Genomic DNA, 18,959 nt, shown 5'->3' on the forward strand with positions numbered 1-18,959 from the left:
TAACGCATTCAGATCGCTGCATAAACAGTGCGGCCTAAACCGATGATTTGAAGAAAGCTGGCCGTGACGGCCGGGGTTGCGGGGACGCTGTGATGATTTCGACGTGGAGTGAATGGAAGCGCTATCCGCGGCCCGGCCGCGGCGAGAATATCGAAGCGCCAATCAGCCCCGGCCTCTATGAAGTTCGCTACGCGGGTACCGGAGCGCTGCACTCGTTCGAGGCGGTCGACAATGTCGCGCAGGCTCTGGCGCTGCTGCAGACCGGCTCGCGATCCTGGTTCGGCCGCCGCGACACCAAGGCGCAGGCTGATCTTGAATATCGCACCTGTGCGACCTCGACCAAGGCGGATGCCAAGGCCGCCGCCCAGCGCATGATCGGCCGCCGCGAGACTTATATGAGCGGCGCGGCCTGACATCACATGAAACTGTCATTCCGGGTTCGTCCTCCGGACGCCCCGGATCGAGCCCTCAGCGATCCGGTCTCAGCACCGCATTTGCGTGCAAGCAGAGCCGCGTCGCAGACAATGCATCGCGGCGTGTTTCGGCCTATATAGGCCGCGAATCCCCACCAGGACGTTCAGGAGTAACGCTATGACCCCACCCGTTGCCGCACGCGCTTCGCAATCCGCAGCATCCCTCCACGACCGCCTGAAGGATCCGTCCCTGCTGCGCGACCGCTGCTATATCGATGGTGCCTGGGTCGGCACGCCGGAGTTCGCCGTCAACAATCCGGCCACCGGCGCGGAACTGATCAAGATCCCCCAAATGAACGCTGCGGACGCGACCAAGGCCGTCGAAGCCGCCGAGCGCGCATTTCCGGCCTGGGCCAAGCTGACCGCCAAGCAGCGCTCCAACATCCTGCGCAAGTGGTTCGACCTGATCATCGCCAATCGCGAGGACCTCGCGCTGATCCTGACCTCCGAGCAGGGCAAGCCACTGGCGGAAGCCCTCGGCGAGGTCGATATCGGCGCGGCCTATGTCGAGTTCTTCGCCGAAGAGGCGCGCCGCGTCTATGGCGAGACCATCCCGACCCAGCGGCCGGATGCCCGCCTGCTGGCGATCCGGCAGCCGATCGGCGTTTGCGGCGCGATCACGCCGTGGAATTTCCCGAACTCGATGATCACGCGCAAGGTGTCGCCGGCGCTGGCCGCCGGCTGCATGGTCGTGCTCAAGCCCGCCAACGAGACGCCGCTCTCCGCGCTTGCGCTCGCCGCGCTGGCCGAGAAGGCCGGCGTGCCGAAGGGCGTGTTCAACATCATCACCGGAGACGCGCCGCCGATCGGCAAGGTGCTGTGCGAGCATCCGGCGGTGCGCTTCGTCGGCTTCACCGGTTCGACCGAGGTCGGCAAGATCCTGTACCGGCAGGCCGCGGTCGGCGTGAAGAAGCTAGGCCTCGAGCTCGGCGGCAACGCACCCTTCGTGGTGTTTGACGATGCCGATATCGATGCCGCCATCGAGGGCGCGCTCGTCTCCAAGTACCGCAACATGGGCCAGACCTGCGTTTGCGCCAACCGCCTCTACGCCCAGGACAAGATCTACGATCAGTTCGTGCAGAAGCTCTCGAAGAAGGTTGCCGAGATGAAGATCGGCGACGGCACTGAAGCCGGCGTGGTGCAGGGGCCGCTGATCAACATGGAAGCGATCGAGAAGGTCGAGCGGCATATCGCCGACGCGGTGAAGGGCGGCGCCAAGGTCGTGACCGGCGGCAAGCGCTCGCCGCTCGGCGGCAGCTTCTTCGAGCCGACCGTGCTGTCGGACGTGAAGCCGGACGCGCTGGTGGCGCGTGAGGAAACCTTCGGCCCGCTTGCGCCGGTGATCCGCTTCAAGGACGAAGCCGATGTGATCGCGATGTGCAACGCCTCGCCGTTCGGCCTCGCTTCCTACTTCTATTCCCGCGACATCGGCCGCGTCTGGCGCGTCGCCGAAGCGCTGGAGTCGGGCATGGTCGGCGTCAACTCCGGCCTGATCACGACGGAAGTCGCACCGTTCGGCGGCGTGAAGGAAAGCGGTCTCGGCCGCGAAGGCTCGCGCCACGGCATGGAAGAATATGTCGAGATCAAATACGTGATGATGGCCGGCGTCTAACCCGGCCTATGCTGTCGTCCGGCGCTTGCTGGACGACGGCAATTCTGCCTCGACGAAGCCTGCCGTGATCCCAAATCAGAATTGGCTCGGCGAACGTTGCGGCGGGCAGTCAGTGCGTTCTGAACTGTTCGCCGATGCCTTTCAGCGCCTCGCCGATCCTGGCGATCTCCTCGCTGAGGTTCAGCCGGCCGCCGAGCTTCTCGTCCGCCAGCTTCAGCACGGCTTCCGCCTCCTCGCGTCGGCCTTCGAGCAGAGACGCTGCCGCGGCTGTCGTCAGGGAGTTACGCAGCATGTAGTCGTGTTGTTGTTGCAGGACCGTGTTCTGCAGGGCCAGTGCGACCGCATGCGCCATCGCCTGATAGGCGATGGCTTCGGGCACATTTGGGTTCATGCCCTTGAACGATTCGTTCAACTGCTCGACGGCATCCCTGATCTGGTCGTTCAATTCGGCGCCCGGAGACTCCGCGCGAGCAGCAGCATCGGTCATGTCGAAGAGCCTTTCGAAAACATTCACGCAGCGAAGCGTCGCGGCGCCGCTTACGCCTTCACAGCCGCGGCCGAGCCCAGCAGGACCTGAATGCAGCGCGTGGTCACGGCCTGGGCGAGCGCGAAGTTCTGTTGTTGCGCGTTGGTGGCGTTCTGCGCGGCGGTCGCGAGCGCCTGCGCCACCGCCATGTAGACGTTCCCCATCGCGATCGCCGGCGCGTCGCCGAGAACCTGCACGTCGGCCTGGGTTACGGAATCGGTGATCTGGCTGTTTACTGCAGTCGGAAATGCCATGGGAGCTTTGTCCTGTTCCTTGATGTCAATTGCGGATCGTGGAATTCGTGACGGTGTTCGGCGTTACGATCGCGTCGCGGCTGCCGGCGCCGCGACCGAGCCCAGCAGGATTTGCACGCCGCGCGTGGTCGCGGCCTGGGTCATGACAAGGTTCTGCTGCTGCGCATTTGCGGCGTTCTGGAATGCGCTCGCCTGGGCCAGCGCAAACGCTTGAAAGACATTCCCCATTGCGACCGCAGGCGCATCGCCGAGCACGTGAACGTCGGCCTGGGTCACGGAATCGGTAATCTGATCGTTCACGGATGTCGGAAATGCCATGGCGTGTCTTCCTGTTGCCTGATGTGGCTATGATCTGTCTCGGGTTTCTGGTGCGGCGTCGATTAGGCTGTTGCGGCGGAGCCCAGCAGGGTCCGCACGCAGCTCGCGGTGACCGCCTCGGCCAGTGCGAAGTTCTGTTGCTGGGCGTTCGTTGCGTTCAGGGCCGCGTTCGCAAGCGCCTGTGCCGCCGCCTGAAAGAGATTTCCCATCGCGGTCGCGGGTGCGTCGCCGAGAACCTGGACGTTGGTCTGGCTGACGGAGTCGGTGATTGCCGAATTGAGTGATGTCGGAAATGCCATGTTGCATAGCTTTCTACTTAAGATTGTCTGAAATGGATTGCTTCTGAGAGTCCGCCATGCCTTGCACAGCCTTGGACACAGCGTCCTCGGCGGCGTGCATCGCGTTCAGAACCTCCCCCCATGACGCCTTGGCTTCCGCGGCGGCGGTCTCTTGCTTGCTTGGAATCGGCTTATCGTCCTTTTTTAAAGCAGGTTGAGCGTTCGGCAGGGCAGGAGTGTCACTCGCCTGGTCAGTGGCCTCAACCATAACGGGCTCCATAAGCCAGAATAGATAATGTGCGCGGACTATTGCGGCTCGACATCAGCGAGTCAAGTGAATTCCCGCTGAGGTTGAGTTGATCCATCATGGGGCAACGGCCAGGCATGCCCGCTCGACGCGATCGCGGAAGCGGCCGTCACACGCCCTTGTCGTTTGGATTGGCCACCGCGTCCTTCAGCGGCGCGGTCATCGGGAAGTTCAGGTTCACATTCTTCGGCGGGATCGGGCGCGTGAACCATTTGGCGTAGAGTTCCTGGAATTCGTTGTCCTTCATCATGCCGGTCAGCGTGTTGTCGACCAGCGCCTTGAACTCGGGATCGCCCTTGCGAATGATCAGTCCGTAGGGCTCGGTGCGCAGACTGTCGTCGATGATGCGCCAGTCGGACGGATTGGCGCTGCCCGCGATCAGGCTGGCGAGCAGGATGTCGTCCATGATGAAGGCTTCGCTGCGTCCCGTCGTCAGCGCGAGGAACGACGCGCCATGATCCGGGGTCAGGATATTCTTGGTCTGGAAATTCTTCTCCTGGGCACGTGCCGCCAGCAGGCCGATCGAGGTTGAGCCCGAGGTTAACGACACCGGCCGCCCGCTCAGATCCTCGAAGGTCCTGATCGGCGAATCCTTGCGCACCACGGCGCGGATGCTCGACACGAAGATGGTGTCGCTGAAGGCGACCACCTTCTGCCGTTCCACCGTGTTGGTCGCGGGACCGCAGACGATGTCGATGGTGCCGTTCTCGATCAGCGGAATCTGGGTCGAGAGCTGGATCGGCTGCAACCTGGTCTGCAGCGACGGCAGCTTGAGCTCCCGTTTCACGGCATCGACGATCCGCGCGCAGAGGTCCATCGCGAAGCCGACCGGCTTCTGGTTGTCGTCGAGATAGGAGAAGGGGACCGAGACGTCGCGGTGCCCAAGCCGGATCTCGCCGCTGTCGCGGATATTGGCCAGCGTGCCACCCGGAGACTGGGCGTGAGTCGGCCCGGATGCCAGGATTGCCAGAAAGACTAGGAAAATCAGGCGCTTGTGGACTGAATTCATCACACGATCCCGAACGTTGGCGGAAGTGGATGCAACAAGGCAGGATTTTGTACGCACGGTTGCATAATCGACAACGCAATTTTATACAATAAACGTACGATCGGATATCGTAGTCTGCATAGGCAGCGAGGGAAGCCGGATGGGAACTGGAACCGCCACAGGCGGCCGAGGGGCGGGAACTCACGGCTCCGCGCCTGACGCGGTGCGCGAGGCGCTGCGGCGGGCCATCAGCTCAGGCGAGCTGGTCCCCGGGCTTCAGCTTCGCCAGGACGAACTGGCCGAGCGGTTCGGAACCAGCCGCATTCCGGTGCGGGAAGCGCTCCGGCAACTGGAGGCCGAAGGCTTCGTGACGATCCTGCCGAATCGCGGCGCGGTTGTCTCCGATTTGTCGATCGACGAGGTGATCGAGCTGCTTGAAATCCGTATCGCGCTCGAATGCCACGCGTTGCGGCTGGCGATCCCCGCGATGGGCGAGATCGATCTCGACGAAGCAACACGGATCCTGCGCGCCTACGACACGGAGCCTGATCCGGCGAAATGGGGCGCCTTCAACTGGAAATTCCACGCGACGCTCTACGCGCCGTGCAATCGCCCGCGCCTGCTCGCGATGATCGAGGCGAATTACGGCCATGTCAGCCGCTTCACGCGCGCGCTGGTGTCGCAGGCGACCGGCAAGGAGCGTCCGCAGCGCGAGCATTACCGGCTGCTCGAGCTGTGCCGCGACGGCGAGGTCAAGAAGGCGTCCCGCCTTTTGCGCGAGCACATCGAGGAGACGCAGAAGACGCTGCGATCGGCGCAGCGTCAGGCCGCGCGCGACGCGGGCGCCGAGAGCTGATCGCGACCGCCGCTTCGAAATCAACCATCGCCGGCCGTGCCATCGGGCCGCAGGAGAGTGCGTGTGAAGATCAATGACGTCGAAATCCTGGTGATCGGTGCCGGCATCGTCGGCATCGCCACGGCCTATTATCTTGCCGTCCAGTACAAGCGCTCGCGCCTCCTGATGGTCGACGAGGGCCAGCCGATGGCGCTGACTTCGGCGCAATCGGGCGAGAACTACCGCAACTGGTGGCCGCATCCGACGATGGCCGATTTCACCAACTACTCGACCGACCTGATGGAAGATATCGCGCGCCGCACGGACAATCGCATCCACATGACGCGGCGCGGATACCTGCTGGTCACGCGCGAAGAGAAGCCCGGCGAGCTGCTGCAGCAATTATACGCCGGCTATGGCGAGCAGGCCGCGAAACAGATTCGTCTGCATGAGGGATCGGGCGGCAATTATCTGCCGCCGCATTCGGCGGACTGGCAAAGCGCGCCTGACGGCGTCGATGTCCTGCTCGGCCGCGATCTGATCCAGACATACTATCCGAGGTTCGACAAGGAGATCGCGACTGCCCTGCACATCCGCAGGGCAGGCGACATCAGCGGCCAGCAGCTCGGGCAATACATGCTGGAGACGATGCGTCCGACCGGCGCGCAGTTTCAGCAAGCCAAGGTTCTCGGCATCGCCAAGACGGACCGCTTCGTTGTCGATGTGCTTGCCGATGGCGCGAGCCAAACCATCAAGGCCGACATCATTGTCAACGCTGTAGGACCGTTCGCCGCGCACGTCGCCGCAATGCATGGCGAGGAGCTGCCGATCTTCAACGTGCTGCAGCAGAAGATCGCGTTCGCCGATCGCAATCGCGCGGTCGATCGCCGCATGCCGTTTGCGATCGATCTCGATGGCCAGACGCTTGCCTGGTCGGATGACGAGCGCGAGGCGCTTGCGTCGGCGCCGGAATTCGCAAGGCTGCTGGCGCCGATGCCCGGCAGCATCCATTGCCGGCCCGATGGTGGCGATCATGGCGAATGGATCAAGCTTGGCTGGGCCTTCAATGCCGAGGCGACCACCGATCCGGTGCGCGAGCCGGAGCTCAATCCGTACTTCCCTGAAGTCGTGCTCCGCGCAGCGAGCCGATTGCAGCCGGCACTTGCGCAATATCTCGGCGCACTGCCGCGCAACCGGGTGCATTACGGCGGCTACTATCCGATGACGAAGGAGAACTGGCCGCTGATTGGCGCCGCGAAAACGCCGGGCGTGTTCCTCGCGACCGCGCTCTCGGGTTACGGCACGATGGGCGCTTGTGCCACGGGCGATCTCTGCGCCCGCGCGGTCGTCGGCGCGCCCGTCCCGCCATTCGCACGCAGCCTTTCGCTCGCGCGCTATCAGGACCAGTCGTTGATGAAGCAGCTCGAGGCGAGCGAGAGCCGGGGTCTGCTCTAACCGAGGCTGTCCATGAACGTGCGCAGCCGAGGCGCCCATTTGTGCGCGTCGCGGCCCGATGCGGAGTGGCCGTAGTCGCTGTCGAGCAGAAAATAATCGGCGTCGACGCCGGCGGCCTTCAGCGCCGGCATCACCTGCGGCGCGAGCTCCGGCGGGAACAGCTTGTCGGTTCGCGACAGCACATAGAGCACCTTGGCCCTGATCCGTCCGAACTGCGCCGTCACGTCGAAGCCGCGCAGCGCCTTGGCAAGCGTCAGCAGCGAGTTGGCGTCGAACCCTCGGGCCCATTCCGCCGCTTCGGCGCGGACCGCGGCCTCGATGTCCGCGGGATCGGTCAGCGTATCGCGCAGCCGCGTTTCGATGCCGTAGGTCTTCAGCGTCGCCGTGCGGATCTGGATCATGCTCTCGAGCACGCCGCCATGATCGTAATAGTCGCCGCCGCTCCAGTTCGGATCCCGCGACAGTGCCGCCATCAGGCGAGCGACGTTGCCCTCGGCGCGCTCGCGCGGCACCAGCGGCGCGGTGACGACAGCAGCGATGCCGCGCATGGCGTCGGGATAGTTCACGGCCCATTGCAGCGCCTGGAAGCCGCCATAGGACGGGCCGACGACCGCAACGAGCTTCTCGATGCCGAGATCATCGAGCAGTGCGCGCTGGGTGGCGACGATGTCGGTGACGGTGATATCAGGGAAGCGCGGCCCGTAACGCCGGCCCGTCCGCGGGTCGATGCTCGCCGCGTTGGTCGAGCCGTAGGACGAGCCCAGCATGTTCGGGCAGATCGCGAAGTAGCGATTGGTATCGACGGGCTTGCCGGGCCCGACGATCTCAGACCAGCTGCCTTCGCCGGTCGATCCGCCCGGATCGATCATCTGCGGCCCGCTGGTGTTGCCGTGGGTGATCAGCACGACATTGTCACGGTTGGGCGCTAGCGTACCGACGGTGCGGTACGCGATCGTGACCTCCGGCAGCACGCTGCCGTTCTGCAGCCGGATATCGGATGTGGTGAAGTTTTTCAGCTCGGTTGCGATCGATTGTGCGGACATCTTCTTGCTTCCGGAATGGGTGCGGCAGCTCAGCACGTTCGCGGCGCGAACGCAAAGGCCGGCGCCTTGAAAGGCCGGCGCTTTGAGACTACCCGTTGCCGCCTTCACTGCCGAACGCGCCGTGCCGGCCGATGCCGGACGCAAAGCGCATCGCGCCGGATAGCGTTTCGCCGGAGGCGATCACCTCGAGCCCGCCGCGCATCTCGTTCCTGATCGCGTCTTCCTCCTCGAGATCCCATTGCCGCAGCGCCGACAGCCGGTCGGCGCGCATGCAGTTCTGCGGGAATTTTGCGATGTTCTTGGCGAGCGCGATCGCATGCGCACGGGCTTCGCCCTTCGGCACCAGCCGGTTCGCTAGCCCCATGCGCTGCGCTTCGGGTCCGCCGACCGGGCGTCCGGTGAGGATCAGGTCGATCGCCTGCGAATGGCCGATCAGCCGCGGCAGGCGGATGGTGCCGAGATCGATCAGCGGCACGCCGAAGCGGCGGCAGAAGATGCCGAAGGTTGCGTCTTCCGCGACCACGCGCATGTCGGCCCAGAGCGCGAGCTCCATGCCGCCGGCGACTGCAAAACCCTCGACCGCTGCGATCACCGGCTTTGACAATCGCAACCGGCTCGGCCCCATCGGCGCGATGGTGTTGTGGCCGCCGATCTCGCGCTTCTTGTTGGGATCGCCTGTGGCAACAGCCTTCAAATCCGCGCCGGCGCAGAAGTAGCCGCCGGTGCCGGTGAACACCGCGACCGATGCGCTGGCATCGGCGTCGAACGCCAGGAACGCGTCATACAGCTTGCGCGCGGTGGCGCCGTCGACAGCGTTGCGGCAATGCGGACGGTTGATCGAGATGATGGTGATGGCGCCATCGCGCTCGACAACCACGCTATCGGCCTCGGACATGGGGGCACTCCCTGATGCTTTTGTTCTGTCCGCAGAGTGACATCAGCAGTGAGGTTTGGGCAATCCCAGCGCCGTCATTGCGCGCGGAGCTAGACCTTCAGCTCGCTCCCCGTCACGCGCCTGTAAGCTTCGAGATAGCGCTTGCTCGTCGCGTCGACCACGCTTGCCGGCAGCGCTGGCGCGGGGGCGTCGCCGTTCCAGCGGCCGGCTTTGCGCTCGGCGTCGAGATAGTCGCGCAGCGGCTGCTTGTCGAAGCTCGGCTGCGGCTGGCCGGGCTTGTAGGCGTCGACCGCCCAGAAGCGCGAGGAGTCCGGCGTCATCACCTCGTCGATCAGGATGATGCGGCCGTCCTGCTCGCGGCCGAATTCGAACTTGGTGTCGGCGATGATGATGCCGCGGGCGCGGCTGGTCTGCTCGCCATAGCCGTAGACGTCGCGCGCCATCTTCTCCAGCGTGGCCGCCACGTCGCTACCTACGATCTCGCGCACCTTCGCGACCGTGATGTTCTCGTCGTGGCCGGCCTCGGCCTTGGTCGCCGGGCTGAAGATCGCGGGTTCGAGCTTCTGGCTCTCGACGAGACCCGCGGGCAGCTTCTCGCCGGCGAGCGTGCCTTCGGCGGCATATTCCTTCCAGGCCGAGCCGGAGATGTAGCCGCGGATCACGCATTCGATCGGAAACACCGTGGTCCGCTTGCACAGCATCGCGCGACCCAGGATGTCGGCGCGATGGTCCTTCAGCGCGGGCACGGCGCGGATGATCTCGTCGGCATCGGCGCTGATCATGTGATGCGGCACGGTGCCTTCGAGCTGCCGGAACCACCAGGCGCTGATCTGGGTCAGCACCGCGCCCTTCATCGGGATGGTCTCCGCCATCACCACGTCGAACGCCGAGATGCGGTCGGTGGTGAGCAGCAGCACGCGGTCGTCGCCGACGGCATAGATATCGCGCACCTTGCCGCGGCCGATCCGGGGCAGGGGCAAATCGCTTGATAGCATCGCGGTCATGGGCGTGGTCTTTCTGGCAAAAGCGGCCCGCCCGCGCTCGACACGCGGGCGGCAAGGAGACTGCTGCAGGAGATAGCTCACTCCGGCAGCGGAATGAACTCGTGTTCCTGCGGAACCGCGGCGAAACGGCCGGTTTTCCAGTCCTGTTTGGCCTGCTCGATCCGCTCCTTGGAGGAGGAAACGAAATTCCACCAGATGTGGCGCGGGCCTTCCAGTGCGTCGCCGCCCAAAAACATCATCCTGGTCGGCTGCCGCGTCTTCACGGTGATGCGGTCGCCGGGCCGGAAGATCAGGAGCCGCGGTCCCTCGTAACGCTCATTGGCGATCTCGACCTCGCCGTCGACGATGTAGATCGCGCGCTCCTCGTGATCGGGATCGAGCGGCACGCTTGTGCCGGCCTTTGCCGTCACCTCGGTGTAGAACCACGGCGAGACCATGCTGACCGGCGAGGTGATGCCGAAGGCAGAGCCCGCGATCACCCGCGCGTTGAAGTCGCGCTCCGAGATCATCGGCAGGTCGCCGGCCGAGTAGTGCTGGAACGACGGCGCGATCTCTTCTTTACCGGCCGGCAGCGCGATCCAGCTTTGCAGCCCCAGCATCTTCTGCCCGTCGCGGCGCTGTACGTCTGGCGTGCGCTCGGAATGCGCGATGCCGCGGCCGGCGGTCATCAGGTTCATCGCGCCCGGCTCGATCTCCTGGACGTTGCCCTCGCTGTCGCGATGCATGATGCTGCCGTCGAACAGATAGGTGACGGTGGCGAGCCCGATATGCGGATGCGGCCGCACGTCCATGCCCTTGCCGGCGAGATACTGCACCGGTCCGAAATGATCGAAGAAGATGAAGGGCCCGACCATCTGCCGCTTGCCGTGCGGCAACGCGCGGCGCACGGCAAAGCCGTCGCCGAGATCGCGGGTGCGCGGCACGATGACGAGATCCAGCGCATCGCAGGTCTTGGGATCGCCGAGTTCGGGATCGGTCGAGGGCATCCAGCTCATCGCAAAACTCCTTCTCTGGCGCGACGATCGTACTCTCTATCCGTCGTCCCGGCCAAGCGAAGCGCGAGCCGGGACCCATAACCCCAAATGCCTATTTTACGAAGGCTGCCGCCCCACCCCTGCGTACCAACAGATATTGGTGTTATGGGTCCCTGCTTTCGCAGGGACGACGATATACTTCTGGCGCGTGCACACACGTGATAACAGAGCAATCTTGGAAACTGGAGCGAGCGATGGTTTCCCTGTTCAAGCCAGGTGCGAAGCTCTTGCAGGTCGACGGCCCCGCGATCGAGACCGCGCGCCTGATCCTGCGGCCGTGGCGCGCGTCCGACATCGCGGCGAACACGCTGATGCTGTCCGATCCCGAAACCGCGCGCTTCATCACGCCGAACCACAGACCGGTGACGTCGGAAATCAATGGCTGGCGTAACGCGGCCGTGATCGCCGGGCACTGGGCGCTGCATGGCTTCGGCATGTTCGCGGTCGAGGACAAAGCCTCCGGCCGCTACATCGGCCGTGTCGGCCCCTATTATCCGCCGGGGTGGCCGGGCTTCGAGGTCGGCTGGGGTATCGCGAGGGACTATCGTGGTCGGGGCTATGCGGTGGAAGCGTCGCGCGCGGCGATCGACTGGGTGTTCGGAAATTTCACGCTCGACCGCATCATCCATTGCATCGATCCGGTCAACGTCGCCTCGCAGGCGGTGGCGCGGCGGCTGGGCGCCGTGAACGAAGGCCCGGGCGAACTTGAGGGCGACATCGTCGACATCTGGGTGACGACGCGTCAACGCTGGCGCCGCGATCCAGCTTGAAAAACGCCGCTTGAGCGACGATTGTTCGGCTGACCCGGAGGTCCTTTCGACTGATGACATTGGCCGCAACCGAACTCTGCCTGCGCGCCGCCGCCGTGACGCTGCTGCTGGTGCTTGCGGCCTCGATGTTCGCGGATTTCCGCAAAGTGCTGGCGGGGCGGCTCGTGATTGCCTTCGCGCTCGGCGCGGCCGCGCATGCGGTGACCGCGTCGATCGGCGCAGGGGAGCCGATCTCGGTTTGGCACGCGCCGCTGATCGCGCTCGCCACCGGCGACATCGTGGTGTTCTGGCTGTTCACCCGCGCGCTGTTTGATGACGCCTTCGTCCTGCGCTGGTGGCACGGCCTGATCTGGATCGCGGTGGTGGCGTTCAGCTTTGTCAATTGCATGTGGATCGCGCCCGGCGGCCACGCGCAGGCAGCGATTACCACGGTCAATTTGCTGGGGCTCGTCTTCATCGCGCTTGCCGTGGGGCAGACCATCGGATCATGGTCGGCGGATCTGGTCGAGCGTCGCCGCCGTGTCCGCGTCTTCATCGTCGCTGCGTCAGCGCTGTACGGCGGAATGAACGCGCTGCTGCAGATCGCGTATGCCGGCAGCCGCGTGACCGTGGAGTGGGCCAACCTGCTCAACGCGGCCATGCTCGCCGCCATCGTCGCGGCCATTACCTGGACGATGATGCGCGTCGATGGCGCCGACCTGTTCGCCGCGCCGGTCGAGCCGGTGGTCGCCAACGCGCCGCCGGCCGCAGCGGAGGACGCGGCGGACCAGAAGCTGGTCGATGGCTTGATGCGGCTGATGGCGGACGAGCGCATCTACCGCCATGACAACATCACCATCGGAACGCTGGCGACGCGGCTCAAGATCCCGGAATACCGCCTGCGCCGGCTGATCAATCAGCGGCTCGGCTATCGCAATTTCAACGTCTTCCTCAACAACCACCGGATCGAGGAAGCCAAGGTGGCGCTCGCCGATCCCACGCAGGCCGAAGTCCCGGTCATCACCATCGCCATGGACGCCGGCTTCCAGTCACTCGGCCCCTTCAACCGCGCCTTCAAGGCGACGACGGGCGTGACGCCGACGGAATACCGGCGGCTGAAGGCGAGCGTGGTGTGATTCTTCTCCCTCTCCCGCTAGCGGGGGAGGGCCGGGGTGGGGGTGTTTCAGCGAAGTACGCACTCTCATTTTGGGGAGAGAGCCCCCACCCGGATCGCATCGTTCGATGCGATCCGACCTCCCCCGCAAGCGGGAGAGGTGAAGCGAGGTCGCGGCAGCGGCCATTGTAATCACACAACAATTCCAGAATCGGCGAGTCCGCCTCAATCCTCGGCCAGCCCGACTTCCAAATCCGGCGAGCGTCCCCGCGCCGCATCCGGCTTCATCCCCGCCACGCACTCATCGCGCCATGCCGGAGGATCACCGTGACCCGTCGAAAGCTCATTCTCACCCTTGCCGCCACATCAGCGCTCAGCGCGCTAGTCTTCTCCGCTGCCCGCGCCCGCGACGTGCCCAAGGTTGCGACCGGGTTTGTCGTCGGCATCCTCTGTTCCGAAACCTTCGTGACCGGGCTCGACCCGGCGCGCAATTTCTCCGAGACCACGGAGGCGATGCCGGGCGTCGGCCTGATCACCTGGGCGATGAACTATCAGGTCGATCGCGTCACCAAAGATGTCACCGTGACGCTGTTCGGCCTCGGCCGCAGCCATGCGGTCTATCGCGAAGGAATGGGCTGCACTCTCGATCACGGCGAGGCGTTCGCCGACGGACCGCTGCCGCCGGCGACGCCGCAAGCCGCGTCGCTGCCCGAGATCGCGGGGCCGTCGCTCGTGGCGCCGCAGAGCCCGCAACTCGCCGCCGCGCTCGACCGCGCTTTCGCCGAGCCGGCGCAGCCGCCGTTCCGCCGCACCCGTGCGATCGTGGTGATGAAGGACGGCCACATCGTCGCCGAACGCTACGCCGACGGCATCGGCATCGAGACGCCGCTGCTCGGATTCTCCGCGACCAAGTCGGTGATCTCGGCGTTGATCGGAATTCTGGTCCGCGACGGAAAGCTGACGCGCGATCAGCCGGTCCCGATCGCAGCCTGGCAGAACCCGGATGATCCGCGCCACGCGATCACGGTCGATCAGTTGTTGCGCCACACCGCGGGGCTGGCGCTCGGCAGTTCGCTGCAGGCCTCGCTGGCGTCGGCGCTCGAGCCGGTCAACCGGATGCAGTTCACGGAAACGGACATGGCCGCCTTTGCCGAGAGCTTCCCGCTGGAGAGCACGCCCGGCCAGGTCTGGAATTACCACGACGGCAACTACATCATTCTCTCGCACCTGATCCGCAATGCGGCCGGCGGGCATGCGGCCGATGTCATGCGCTTTGCGCGCCGCGAGCTGTTCGGCCCGCTCGGCATGCGCAATGTCGTGCTGCCGTTCGACGGCGTCGGAACGCCGGAGGGAGGGAGCCAGATGATGGCGAGTGCGCGCGACTGGGCGCGCTTCGGCCAGCTCTATCTCAACGACGGCATGGCCGGCGGCAAGCGCATCCTGCCCGAGGGCTGGGTGAACTACGCCGCGTCACCGACGCGGAATGCGTGGGTCGGCTATGGCGCCGGCTTCTGGACCAATCGCGGCTACAGCTACGGCGCCAGCTATCGCGTCGAGCACGGCTGGCCGCGCGACGCCTTCTTCGCCAAGGGCACGATCGGGCAATACGTTGTTATCGTGCCGTCCGAGCATCTCGTCATCGTCCGTCTCGGCCGCTCGCCCAACGCGCCGCCGAATGTCGACGGCGTGTTCGATCTGGTCCGCGATGTCGTCGCGGCGACCTCAGGCAAGGCGCAGCTCGCGGGCGGGAATTGAAAGTGCGTGTGAGCGAGCGCACCCGCGACACCATTCCCGTCATTCCGGGGCGATGCGACGGCATCGAACCCGGAATCTCGACATCCCAACTGTCATCGCCCGGCTTGACCCTACGAGATTCACACATCTCGGCGGAGTTTCCAGCCATGAAGCATGGCTTTGAGGGATTGGAGGCCTTGCATCATGACAATGGGTCCCGGTTTTCCGTAGTAGCCGGTCCATCCGCCAAGCCGGGCACACACCCAACTGGCATATGCCAACGACCCTTTGGGATGAGGGTTCTTCTGTTTCTCGGTTTTGCCTTCGAGGGTTTGACAAATCGCCTCCAGCGCTGGCTGATCCTCGGGATCGAGCGCGTCCTGCAGCGGGCGCCCGGCCACGCCATCGCGCTCGCGCACCATCTGCAGCACTTGAATGGCCGCGATCAGCGTCGCGGTGGTCAAGTTCTCGAATGGTCCATCCTCGGCGACACGCACCGCTTCGATGTCAAAGCCTTTGGTTTTCATAACGCGGAACACTTGCTCGATGGTCCAGCGCTGGCGATAGAAGCCCGTGATCCGACATGCATCCGCGAGCGTGGTCACGGTATGTGTTGTCAGTAGTCGCCAATGCACCGGCGTTACTGCGTCGGGCGGATCGATCTCACGCGCTTCGACCAAGGTGAGTGTGACATTCTTCGGCAGTTTTGCCGCCTCGGCAGGATGGTTACGTTTCGGCCGCACCAGGGTGACCTTGCGCGCGCGCAGCGCCAGTACCGCCTGCCGGGCGGGTCGGCCCGGATTGGCCGGCAAATCGATCGTCTCGCGGCCCAGTTCGGCGATGCCCTCCGTGCAGCCATAGAGCATGCCTCCACCTTCCAGCACGCGATCATGATGGGCGCGGATCAGCAGTTCCGTCTCAACGGGACGGCAGGCGAATTCCTCATAGATATCGCCTTCCCGATCGGCGACGACGGTCACGCAGGCCGCTCCGGCCGCGACCAGGCTGGCCGCTGTATTTGTCGCGTTAAGCCAACGGCTGCTCTCTTTTTCAGCGAAAGGCCGTTTTTTGCAGAGATGCTTCTTGCCGCCAACGTGATTGAGGAACACCGCATCGACAAGTCCGAGCAGTCCGCCATCGTGGGCGTCTACCGCGATCATTGGATGCAAGTTCAAACTGCGCTGCTTGCCGTCGTCGCGCAGGGTCGTCGTGTCCTGGATCGCCAGGATGTGACGCCCCTTGACCAGCCCAGCGGTGCGCGCGCGAGCGGTCGCGACCATTTCTTCCGGTCTCACACGCGGATTACGCAAGAAGCGCGTAATACGCATCTCGCCGGCGCGATTGCCACCCACGCGACGTACGCTGATGCCGGATTGGCCGACACTGACCAAACCGGCCAGCAAACCAGCTCCCCTTTTTCCAGGCGCCGGTCGCCGAACCGTCCCAAACTGCCTGCCATCCTCTGCCCCCCTTACGTTGCGGGACCATCATCGATTCAGAGAATGGAGGCCGCCGCAAGAGGGCTGGGAGATGTGTGCATATCGTAGGGCTCGTCCGGGCGATGACGCCGGTTGCTTGGCGATTGAATGCGAAACCAGCCGCTCTCATAGCCATGACCGTGGAAATGATCGAGCGAGAAACCGATCCGCGTCGTCCTGCCATTTCGTCAGGACGACGATTGTGAATCCGTCGTTCCTACTGCCGCCCGAGCTGCGTCGCCTTCTCGACGCGGTCGAAACGCTCCAGCGTCAGGATGGCATCGGCGAGCTGGTCGGCGCGCTTGTCGAGTACCGGGCGGGCCAGCGTCAGGAATTTCTGCTGCATGGCCTGCGCGTCGGGAAACGAGGTCGGCTCGCCGGACGGATCGGCGTAGAGGCGCTCATGGATGCCGTCGTCGGTGGTGATGGAGACGCGGGCGCCGAACGGGTGGGTGCGGCCGATCTCGAGGCGGTCGTCCTGCACCACGTCGAACTTGTCGGCGAGCGTGTCGATCGCCTTGTCGCCGAGCCGGTCGTAATCATCCCAGCCGAAGTGGCCCTGGTCGAGCGCGATCGCGCCGGTGAAGAACATCGAAAACTGGCCGCCGACGATCGAGGTCGGGTGGCGCTTGGTGGCGGCGTCGCCGGTCAGCGTGATGCCGTTGCGGTGCAGGCCGATCTCGACCTTCCTGATCTGGGCCGGCGTCAGATTGTGCTCGCGGCGCATCGCGATCAGCGCGTCGATCGCAGCGTGGGTGTAGCGGCAGCTCGGATAGGGCTTCACGCCGATCTTCATTGTCTCGTAGGTGTTGCCGAGGCCGGCGACGGCCTTGTCCGGATGCGCATCGTCGCTGTAGCCGACCAAGAGGCCGTGCTTGCCCTCGACCGACTCGCTCGAGCCGACGAAGTCGTTGCGCGCCAGGGTGGCTGCGATCACGCCGTTCATCGCGGCGGCGCCGACCTGATAGCGCTTGTTCCAGGCGCCGTTGACCAGGAACTGCAGCGAGCCCGCGGCCTGGCTGCCCGAGACGCCGAACGCCGAGACGATCTGCTCCTTGGACAGGCCGAACAGCTTGGCCGCTGCCGCTGCGGCGCCGTAAGTGCCGGCGGTCGCGGTCGGGTGGAAGCCGCGGGCGTAATGCGAGGTCGGGTCGAGCGCGTTGCCGAGCCGGCAGCACACCTCATAGCCCGCGACGATCGCGGTCAGCACGTCGCGGCCGGACGCGCCGACCATCTCGCCGACCGCAAAGGCGGCGGGCACCACCGGCGCGCTCGGATGCAGCGAGGAATCGGCATGGGTGTCGTCGAAATCGAGCGAATGGCCGAGCGCGCCGTTGAGCAGGGCAGCAACCGCCGGGGTCCAGGTCTTGGTATCGCCGAACACGGTGGACTCGCCCTTGCCGTCCAGCGCCAGCGCTTCCAGCATCTTCATCAGCGACGGCGTCGATTCCGCATCGCGGCGGGCGCGGATGGTACTGCCGAGGAAATCCAGCGTGAGGACCTTGGCACGCTCCAGCACCTCGGGCGGGATATCCTGATATTTCAGGTCGGCGACATAGGCGGCGAGCGTTGCGGTTTCGTGGGCCATCGTGTTTCCTCAATCTTGCGGCGCAAGGGTAGGCGGGGCGGTTTGGCCTTTCAAGCCGCCGTGCCGCCTGCGGGCAGCAGCCATGCTGGAAGTGACTTAACACGAACGTCGGCATTGATTCCGGATCGCGGCGCATGAGGACCTTCGCAAAACGCATGTTCGACCAGCTTTGGGCCCGCAAGACGCAATTGGCGCTGGCGGTCCGGATCGCGGCATCCGGGGTGGCGGCCTATGCCATCGCCCTGGCGCTGCACCTCTTGCTACCGCTCTGGGCGGTGCTGACGTCGCTGATCGTCACCCAGATGAGCGTCGGCCGCTCGCTGAAGGCGACCCGCGACTACATGCTCGGCACCATCGGCGGCGCCATCTATGGCGGCGCGATCGCGGTGCTGATTCCGCATTCGGGCGAGGGCAGCCTGCTGGCGCTGCTGGTGCTGGCGATCGTGCCGCTCGCCTTCATCGCCTCGCTCAATCCGAGCCTGAACTCGGCGACGGTGACGGCCGTGATCGTGCTGCTGCTGCCGACGATGCATCAATCCAATCCGCTGGACTCCGCGGTCGACCGCGTCCTCGAGGTCACGGTCGGCGCGCTGACCGGGCTTGCGATTTCGTTCCTGGTGCTGCCGTCGCGCGCGGTCAGCCAGATCCGGGTCAATGCATCGAAGCTGCTGGAACTGCTCGCGGCGGCGTTCGCTGAACTGCTCGCCGGCCTGACGCGCGGTCTCGACAATGAAGCACTGCACCGGATCCAGGACGGTATCGGCGTTGCGGTGACCAACCTGCAGGCGACAGGCCTGGAGGCCGAGCGCGAGCGCTCCATGCATCTGTCGTCGGGGCCCGATACCGGTCCGTTGCTGCGGACGATCCAGCGGCTGCGGCACGACGTCGTGATGATCGGGCGTGCCTGCGTCGTGCCGCTGCCGGCCGAGATCCAGACCAGGCTGGCGCGGCCGTTGTCCGACGTGAGCAATGCCATCGTCACCTATATGAAGGCAGTCGCGACGGCCCTGCGTGCCGGCAGCGGCCCTGCGGACATGGCGCCTGTCGATGCGGCGCTGCAAGCCTACAGCGCAGAGGTCGCGAAAGTGCGCAGCGAGGGCCTGACCCGGGGTCTCCCGGTCGATGCCATGGAGCGCTTATTCGCGCTCGGCTTCTCGCTCGACCAGATGCGGCAGAATCTGAACGACCTCAAGCGCTGCCACGGCAATTGGTGCACGAGCAGCGAGGCTACGGAGAAGATCGTCGCCGATACATCGAAGAAGAGCGCAGCGTGA

The 18,959-nt window shown here is 65.0% G+C and carries 20 protein-coding genes; 8 read left to right on the forward strand and 12 right to left on the reverse strand.

Annotation, left to right across the window (positions count from 1 at the left end; translation table 11 throughout):
- Positions 1-92 precede the first annotated feature (92 nt).
- Together AS156_RS14305 and AS156_RS14310 are read left to right on the forward strand one after the other, a co-directional pair.
- A complete protein-coding gene (locus AS156_RS14305) occupies positions 93-413 on the forward strand; it encodes a hypothetical protein (protein ID WP_066505353.1) in 321 nt (106 codons plus the stop codon).
- A gap of 178 nt (positions 414-591) precedes the next feature.
- Positions 592-2,085, forward strand: a complete 1,494-nt coding sequence (locus AS156_RS14310) for an NAD-dependent succinate-semialdehyde dehydrogenase (RefSeq protein WP_066505012.1) — start codon at positions 592-594, stop codon at positions 2,083-2,085.
- A 109-nt stretch (positions 2,086-2,194) separates the two neighbouring features.
- Here the strand turns inward: AS156_RS14310 and AS156_RS14315 are convergent, their stop codons facing one another.
- From AS156_RS14315 to AS156_RS14340, 6 genes are all read right to left on the reverse strand, one after another.
- The gene (locus tag AS156_RS14315) at positions 2,195-2,572 is read right to left on the reverse strand and encodes a RebB family R body protein (protein ID WP_136626218.1); all 378 of its coding nucleotides are present in this window, start codon (positions 2,570-2,572) and stop codon (positions 2,195-2,197) included.
- A 50-nt stretch (positions 2,573-2,622) separates the two neighbouring features.
- Positions 2,623-2,865: a RebB family R body protein gene (locus AS156_RS14320; RefSeq protein WP_066505016.1), complete on the reverse strand. Its 243-nt coding sequence runs from the start codon at positions 2,863-2,865 to the stop codon at positions 2,623-2,625.
- Positions 2,866-2,928: 63 nt separating this feature from the next.
- Positions 2,929-3,183, reverse strand: a complete 255-nt coding sequence (locus AS156_RS14325) for a RebB family R body protein (protein ID WP_066505019.1) — start codon at positions 3,181-3,183, stop codon at positions 2,929-2,931.
- 62 nt (positions 3,184-3,245) lie between these two features.
- Positions 3,246-3,482, reverse strand: coding sequence for a RebB family R body protein (locus AS156_RS14330; RefSeq protein ID WP_066505020.1), 237 nt, complete (start codon positions 3,480-3,482; stop codon positions 3,246-3,248).
- A gap of 13 nt (positions 3,483-3,495) precedes the next feature.
- Positions 3,496-3,729 (reverse strand): hypothetical protein, encoded by a 234-nt coding sequence (locus tag AS156_RS14335; RefSeq protein ID WP_136626219.1) that lies wholly within the window; start codon positions 3,727-3,729, stop codon positions 3,496-3,498.
- Between the two features lie 148 nt (positions 3,730-3,877).
- Positions 3,878-4,777, reverse strand: coding sequence for a transporter substrate-binding domain-containing protein (locus AS156_RS14340; protein ID WP_066505028.1), 900 nt, complete (start codon positions 4,775-4,777; stop codon positions 3,878-3,880).
- A 139-nt stretch (positions 4,778-4,916) separates the two neighbouring features.
- On the opposite strand from AS156_RS14340, the gene AS156_RS14345 reads away from it, so the two are divergent.
- Together AS156_RS14345 and AS156_RS14350 are read left to right on the forward strand one after the other, a co-directional pair.
- Positions 4,917-5,612: a GntR family transcriptional regulator gene (locus AS156_RS14345; RefSeq protein ID WP_066505031.1), complete on the forward strand. Its 696-nt coding sequence runs from the start codon at positions 4,917-4,919 to the stop codon at positions 5,610-5,612.
- Between the two features lie 63 nt (positions 5,613-5,675).
- A complete protein-coding gene (locus AS156_RS14350) occupies positions 5,676-7,046 on the forward strand; it encodes an NAD(P)/FAD-dependent oxidoreductase (protein WP_066505032.1) in 1,371 nt (456 codons plus the stop codon).
- Here AS156_RS14350 and AS156_RS14355 read toward each other — a convergent pair.
- The 4 genes from AS156_RS14355 to AS156_RS14370 all read right to left on the reverse strand — a co-directional run bounded on the left by AS156_RS14355 (position 7,043) and on the right by AS156_RS14370 (position 10,983).
- Positions 7,043-8,089 (reverse strand): alpha/beta fold hydrolase, encoded by a 1,047-nt coding sequence (locus tag AS156_RS14355; RefSeq protein WP_136626220.1) that lies wholly within the window; start codon positions 8,087-8,089, stop codon positions 7,043-7,045. The genes AS156_RS14350 and AS156_RS14355 overlap by 4 nt on opposite strands.
- Before the next feature lie 88 nt (positions 8,090-8,177).
- The gene (locus AS156_RS14360) at positions 8,178-8,984 is read right to left on the reverse strand and encodes a crotonase/enoyl-CoA hydratase family protein (protein ID WP_066505037.1); all 807 of its coding nucleotides are present in this window, start codon (positions 8,982-8,984) and stop codon (positions 8,178-8,180) included.
- Positions 8,985-9,073: 89 nt separating this feature from the next.
- Positions 9,074-9,988 carry a phosphoribosylaminoimidazolesuccinocarboxamide synthase gene (locus tag AS156_RS14365; RefSeq protein WP_066505038.1) on the reverse strand — a complete coding sequence of 305 codons (915 nt, stop codon included), beginning with the start codon at positions 9,986-9,988 and terminating at the stop codon, positions 9,074-9,076.
- Positions 9,989-10,065: 77 nt separating this feature from the next.
- Positions 10,066-10,983 (reverse strand): pirin family protein, encoded by a 918-nt coding sequence (locus AS156_RS14370; RefSeq protein WP_066505041.1) that lies wholly within the window; start codon positions 10,981-10,983, stop codon positions 10,066-10,068.
- Positions 10,984-11,216: 233 nt separating this feature from the next.
- On the opposite strand from AS156_RS14370, the gene AS156_RS14375 reads away from it, so the two are divergent.
- The 3 genes from AS156_RS14375 to AS156_RS14385 all read left to right on the forward strand — a co-directional run bounded on the left by AS156_RS14375 (position 11,217) and on the right by AS156_RS14385 (position 14,640).
- The gene (locus AS156_RS14375) at positions 11,217-11,792 is read left to right on the forward strand and encodes a GNAT family N-acetyltransferase (protein WP_066505044.1); all 576 of its coding nucleotides are present in this window, start codon (positions 11,217-11,219) and stop codon (positions 11,790-11,792) included.
- 53 nt (positions 11,793-11,845) lie between these two features.
- The gene (locus tag AS156_RS14380) at positions 11,846-12,907 is read left to right on the forward strand and encodes a helix-turn-helix domain-containing protein (protein ID WP_066505045.1); all 1,062 of its coding nucleotides are present in this window, start codon (positions 11,846-11,848) and stop codon (positions 12,905-12,907) included.
- A gap of 305 nt (positions 12,908-13,212) precedes the next feature.
- Positions 13,213-14,640: a serine hydrolase domain-containing protein gene (locus AS156_RS14385; RefSeq protein ID WP_066505047.1), complete on the forward strand. Its 1,428-nt coding sequence runs from the start codon at positions 13,213-13,215 to the stop codon at positions 14,638-14,640.
- Between the two features lie 119 nt (positions 14,641-14,759).
- Here the strand turns inward: AS156_RS14385 and AS156_RS14390 are convergent, their stop codons facing one another.
- Both AS156_RS14390 and AS156_RS14395 read right to left on the reverse strand, forming a co-directional pair.
- Positions 14,760-16,022, reverse strand: a complete 1,263-nt coding sequence (locus tag AS156_RS14390) for an IS4 family transposase (protein ID WP_136626221.1) — start codon at positions 16,020-16,022, stop codon at positions 14,760-14,762.
- A gap of 292 nt (positions 16,023-16,314) precedes the next feature.
- Positions 16,315-17,685 carry an MmgE/PrpD family protein gene (locus AS156_RS14395; RefSeq protein ID WP_066505051.1) on the reverse strand — a complete coding sequence of 457 codons (1,371 nt, stop codon included), beginning with the start codon at positions 17,683-17,685 and terminating at the stop codon, positions 16,315-16,317.
- Between the two features lie 134 nt (positions 17,686-17,819).
- Here AS156_RS14395 and AS156_RS14400 point away from each other — a divergent pair, with 134 nt between their 5' ends.
- Positions 17,820-18,959, forward strand: a complete 1,140-nt coding sequence (locus AS156_RS14400) for an FUSC family protein (protein WP_066505053.1) — start codon at positions 17,820-17,822, stop codon at positions 18,957-18,959.

It is taken from the genome of Bradyrhizobium macuxiense, from assembly GCF_001542415.1.
GTDB lineage: Bacteria > Pseudomonadota > Alphaproteobacteria > Rhizobiales > Xanthobacteraceae > Bradyrhizobium > Bradyrhizobium macuxiense.

What these genes read in the sequence shown, in the direction of transcription:
- AS156_RS14375 (WP_066505044.1), top strand. Translation starts at nt 11,217, where the DNA reads ATGGTTTCCCTGTTCAAGCCAGGTGCGAAGCTCTTGCAGGTCGACGGC.
- AS156_RS14305 (WP_066505353.1), top strand. Translation starts at nt 93, where the DNA reads ATGATTTCGACGTGGAGTGAATGGAAGCGCTATCCGCGGCCCGGCCGC.
- AS156_RS14325 (WP_066505019.1), bottom strand. Translation starts at nt 3,183, where the DNA reads ATGGCATTTCCGACATCCGTGAACGATCAGATTACCGATTCCGTGACC.
- AS156_RS14340 (WP_066505028.1), bottom strand. Translation starts at nt 4,777, where the DNA reads ATGAATTCAGTCCACAAGCGCCTGATTTTCCTAGTCTTTCTGGCAATC.
- AS156_RS14395 (WP_066505051.1), bottom strand. Translation starts at nt 17,685, where the DNA reads ATGGCCCACGAAACCGCAACGCTCGCCGCCTATGTCGCCGACCTGAAA.
- AS156_RS14380 (WP_066505045.1), top strand. Translation starts at nt 11,846, where the DNA reads ATGACATTGGCCGCAACCGAACTCTGCCTGCGCGCCGCCGCCGTGACG.
- AS156_RS14370 (WP_066505041.1), bottom strand. Translation starts at nt 10,983, where the DNA reads ATGAGCTGGATGCCCTCGACCGATCCCGAACTCGGCGATCCCAAGACC.
- AS156_RS14365 (WP_066505038.1), bottom strand. Translation starts at nt 9,988, where the DNA reads ATGACCGCGATGCTATCAAGCGATTTGCCCCTGCCCCGGATCGGCCGC.
- AS156_RS14400 (WP_066505053.1), top strand. Translation starts at nt 17,820, where the DNA reads ATGAGGACCTTCGCAAAACGCATGTTCGACCAGCTTTGGGCCCGCAAG.
- AS156_RS14315 (WP_136626218.1), bottom strand. Translation starts at nt 2,572, where the DNA reads ATGACCGATGCTGCTGCTCGCGCGGAGTCTCCGGGCGCCGAATTGAAC.
- AS156_RS14320 (WP_066505016.1), bottom strand. Translation starts at nt 2,865, where the DNA reads ATGGCATTTCCGACTGCAGTAAACAGCCAGATCACCGATTCCGTAACC.
- AS156_RS14355 (WP_136626220.1), bottom strand. Translation starts at nt 8,089, where the DNA reads ATGTCCGCACAATCGATCGCAACCGAGCTGAAAAACTTCACCACATCC.
- AS156_RS14360 (WP_066505037.1), bottom strand. Translation starts at nt 8,984, where the DNA reads ATGTCCGAGGCCGATAGCGTGGTTGTCGAGCGCGATGGCGCCATCACC.
- AS156_RS14335 (WP_136626219.1), bottom strand. Translation starts at nt 3,729, where the DNA reads ATGGTTGAGGCCACTGACCAGGCGAGTGACACTCCTGCCCTGCCGAAC.
- AS156_RS14310 (WP_066505012.1), top strand. Translation starts at nt 592, where the DNA reads ATGACCCCACCCGTTGCCGCACGCGCTTCGCAATCCGCAGCATCCCTC.
- AS156_RS14345 (WP_066505031.1), top strand. Translation starts at nt 4,917, where the DNA reads ATGGGAACTGGAACCGCCACAGGCGGCCGAGGGGCGGGAACTCACGGC.
- AS156_RS14330 (WP_066505020.1), bottom strand. Translation starts at nt 3,482, where the DNA reads ATGGCATTTCCGACATCACTCAATTCGGCAATCACCGACTCCGTCAGC.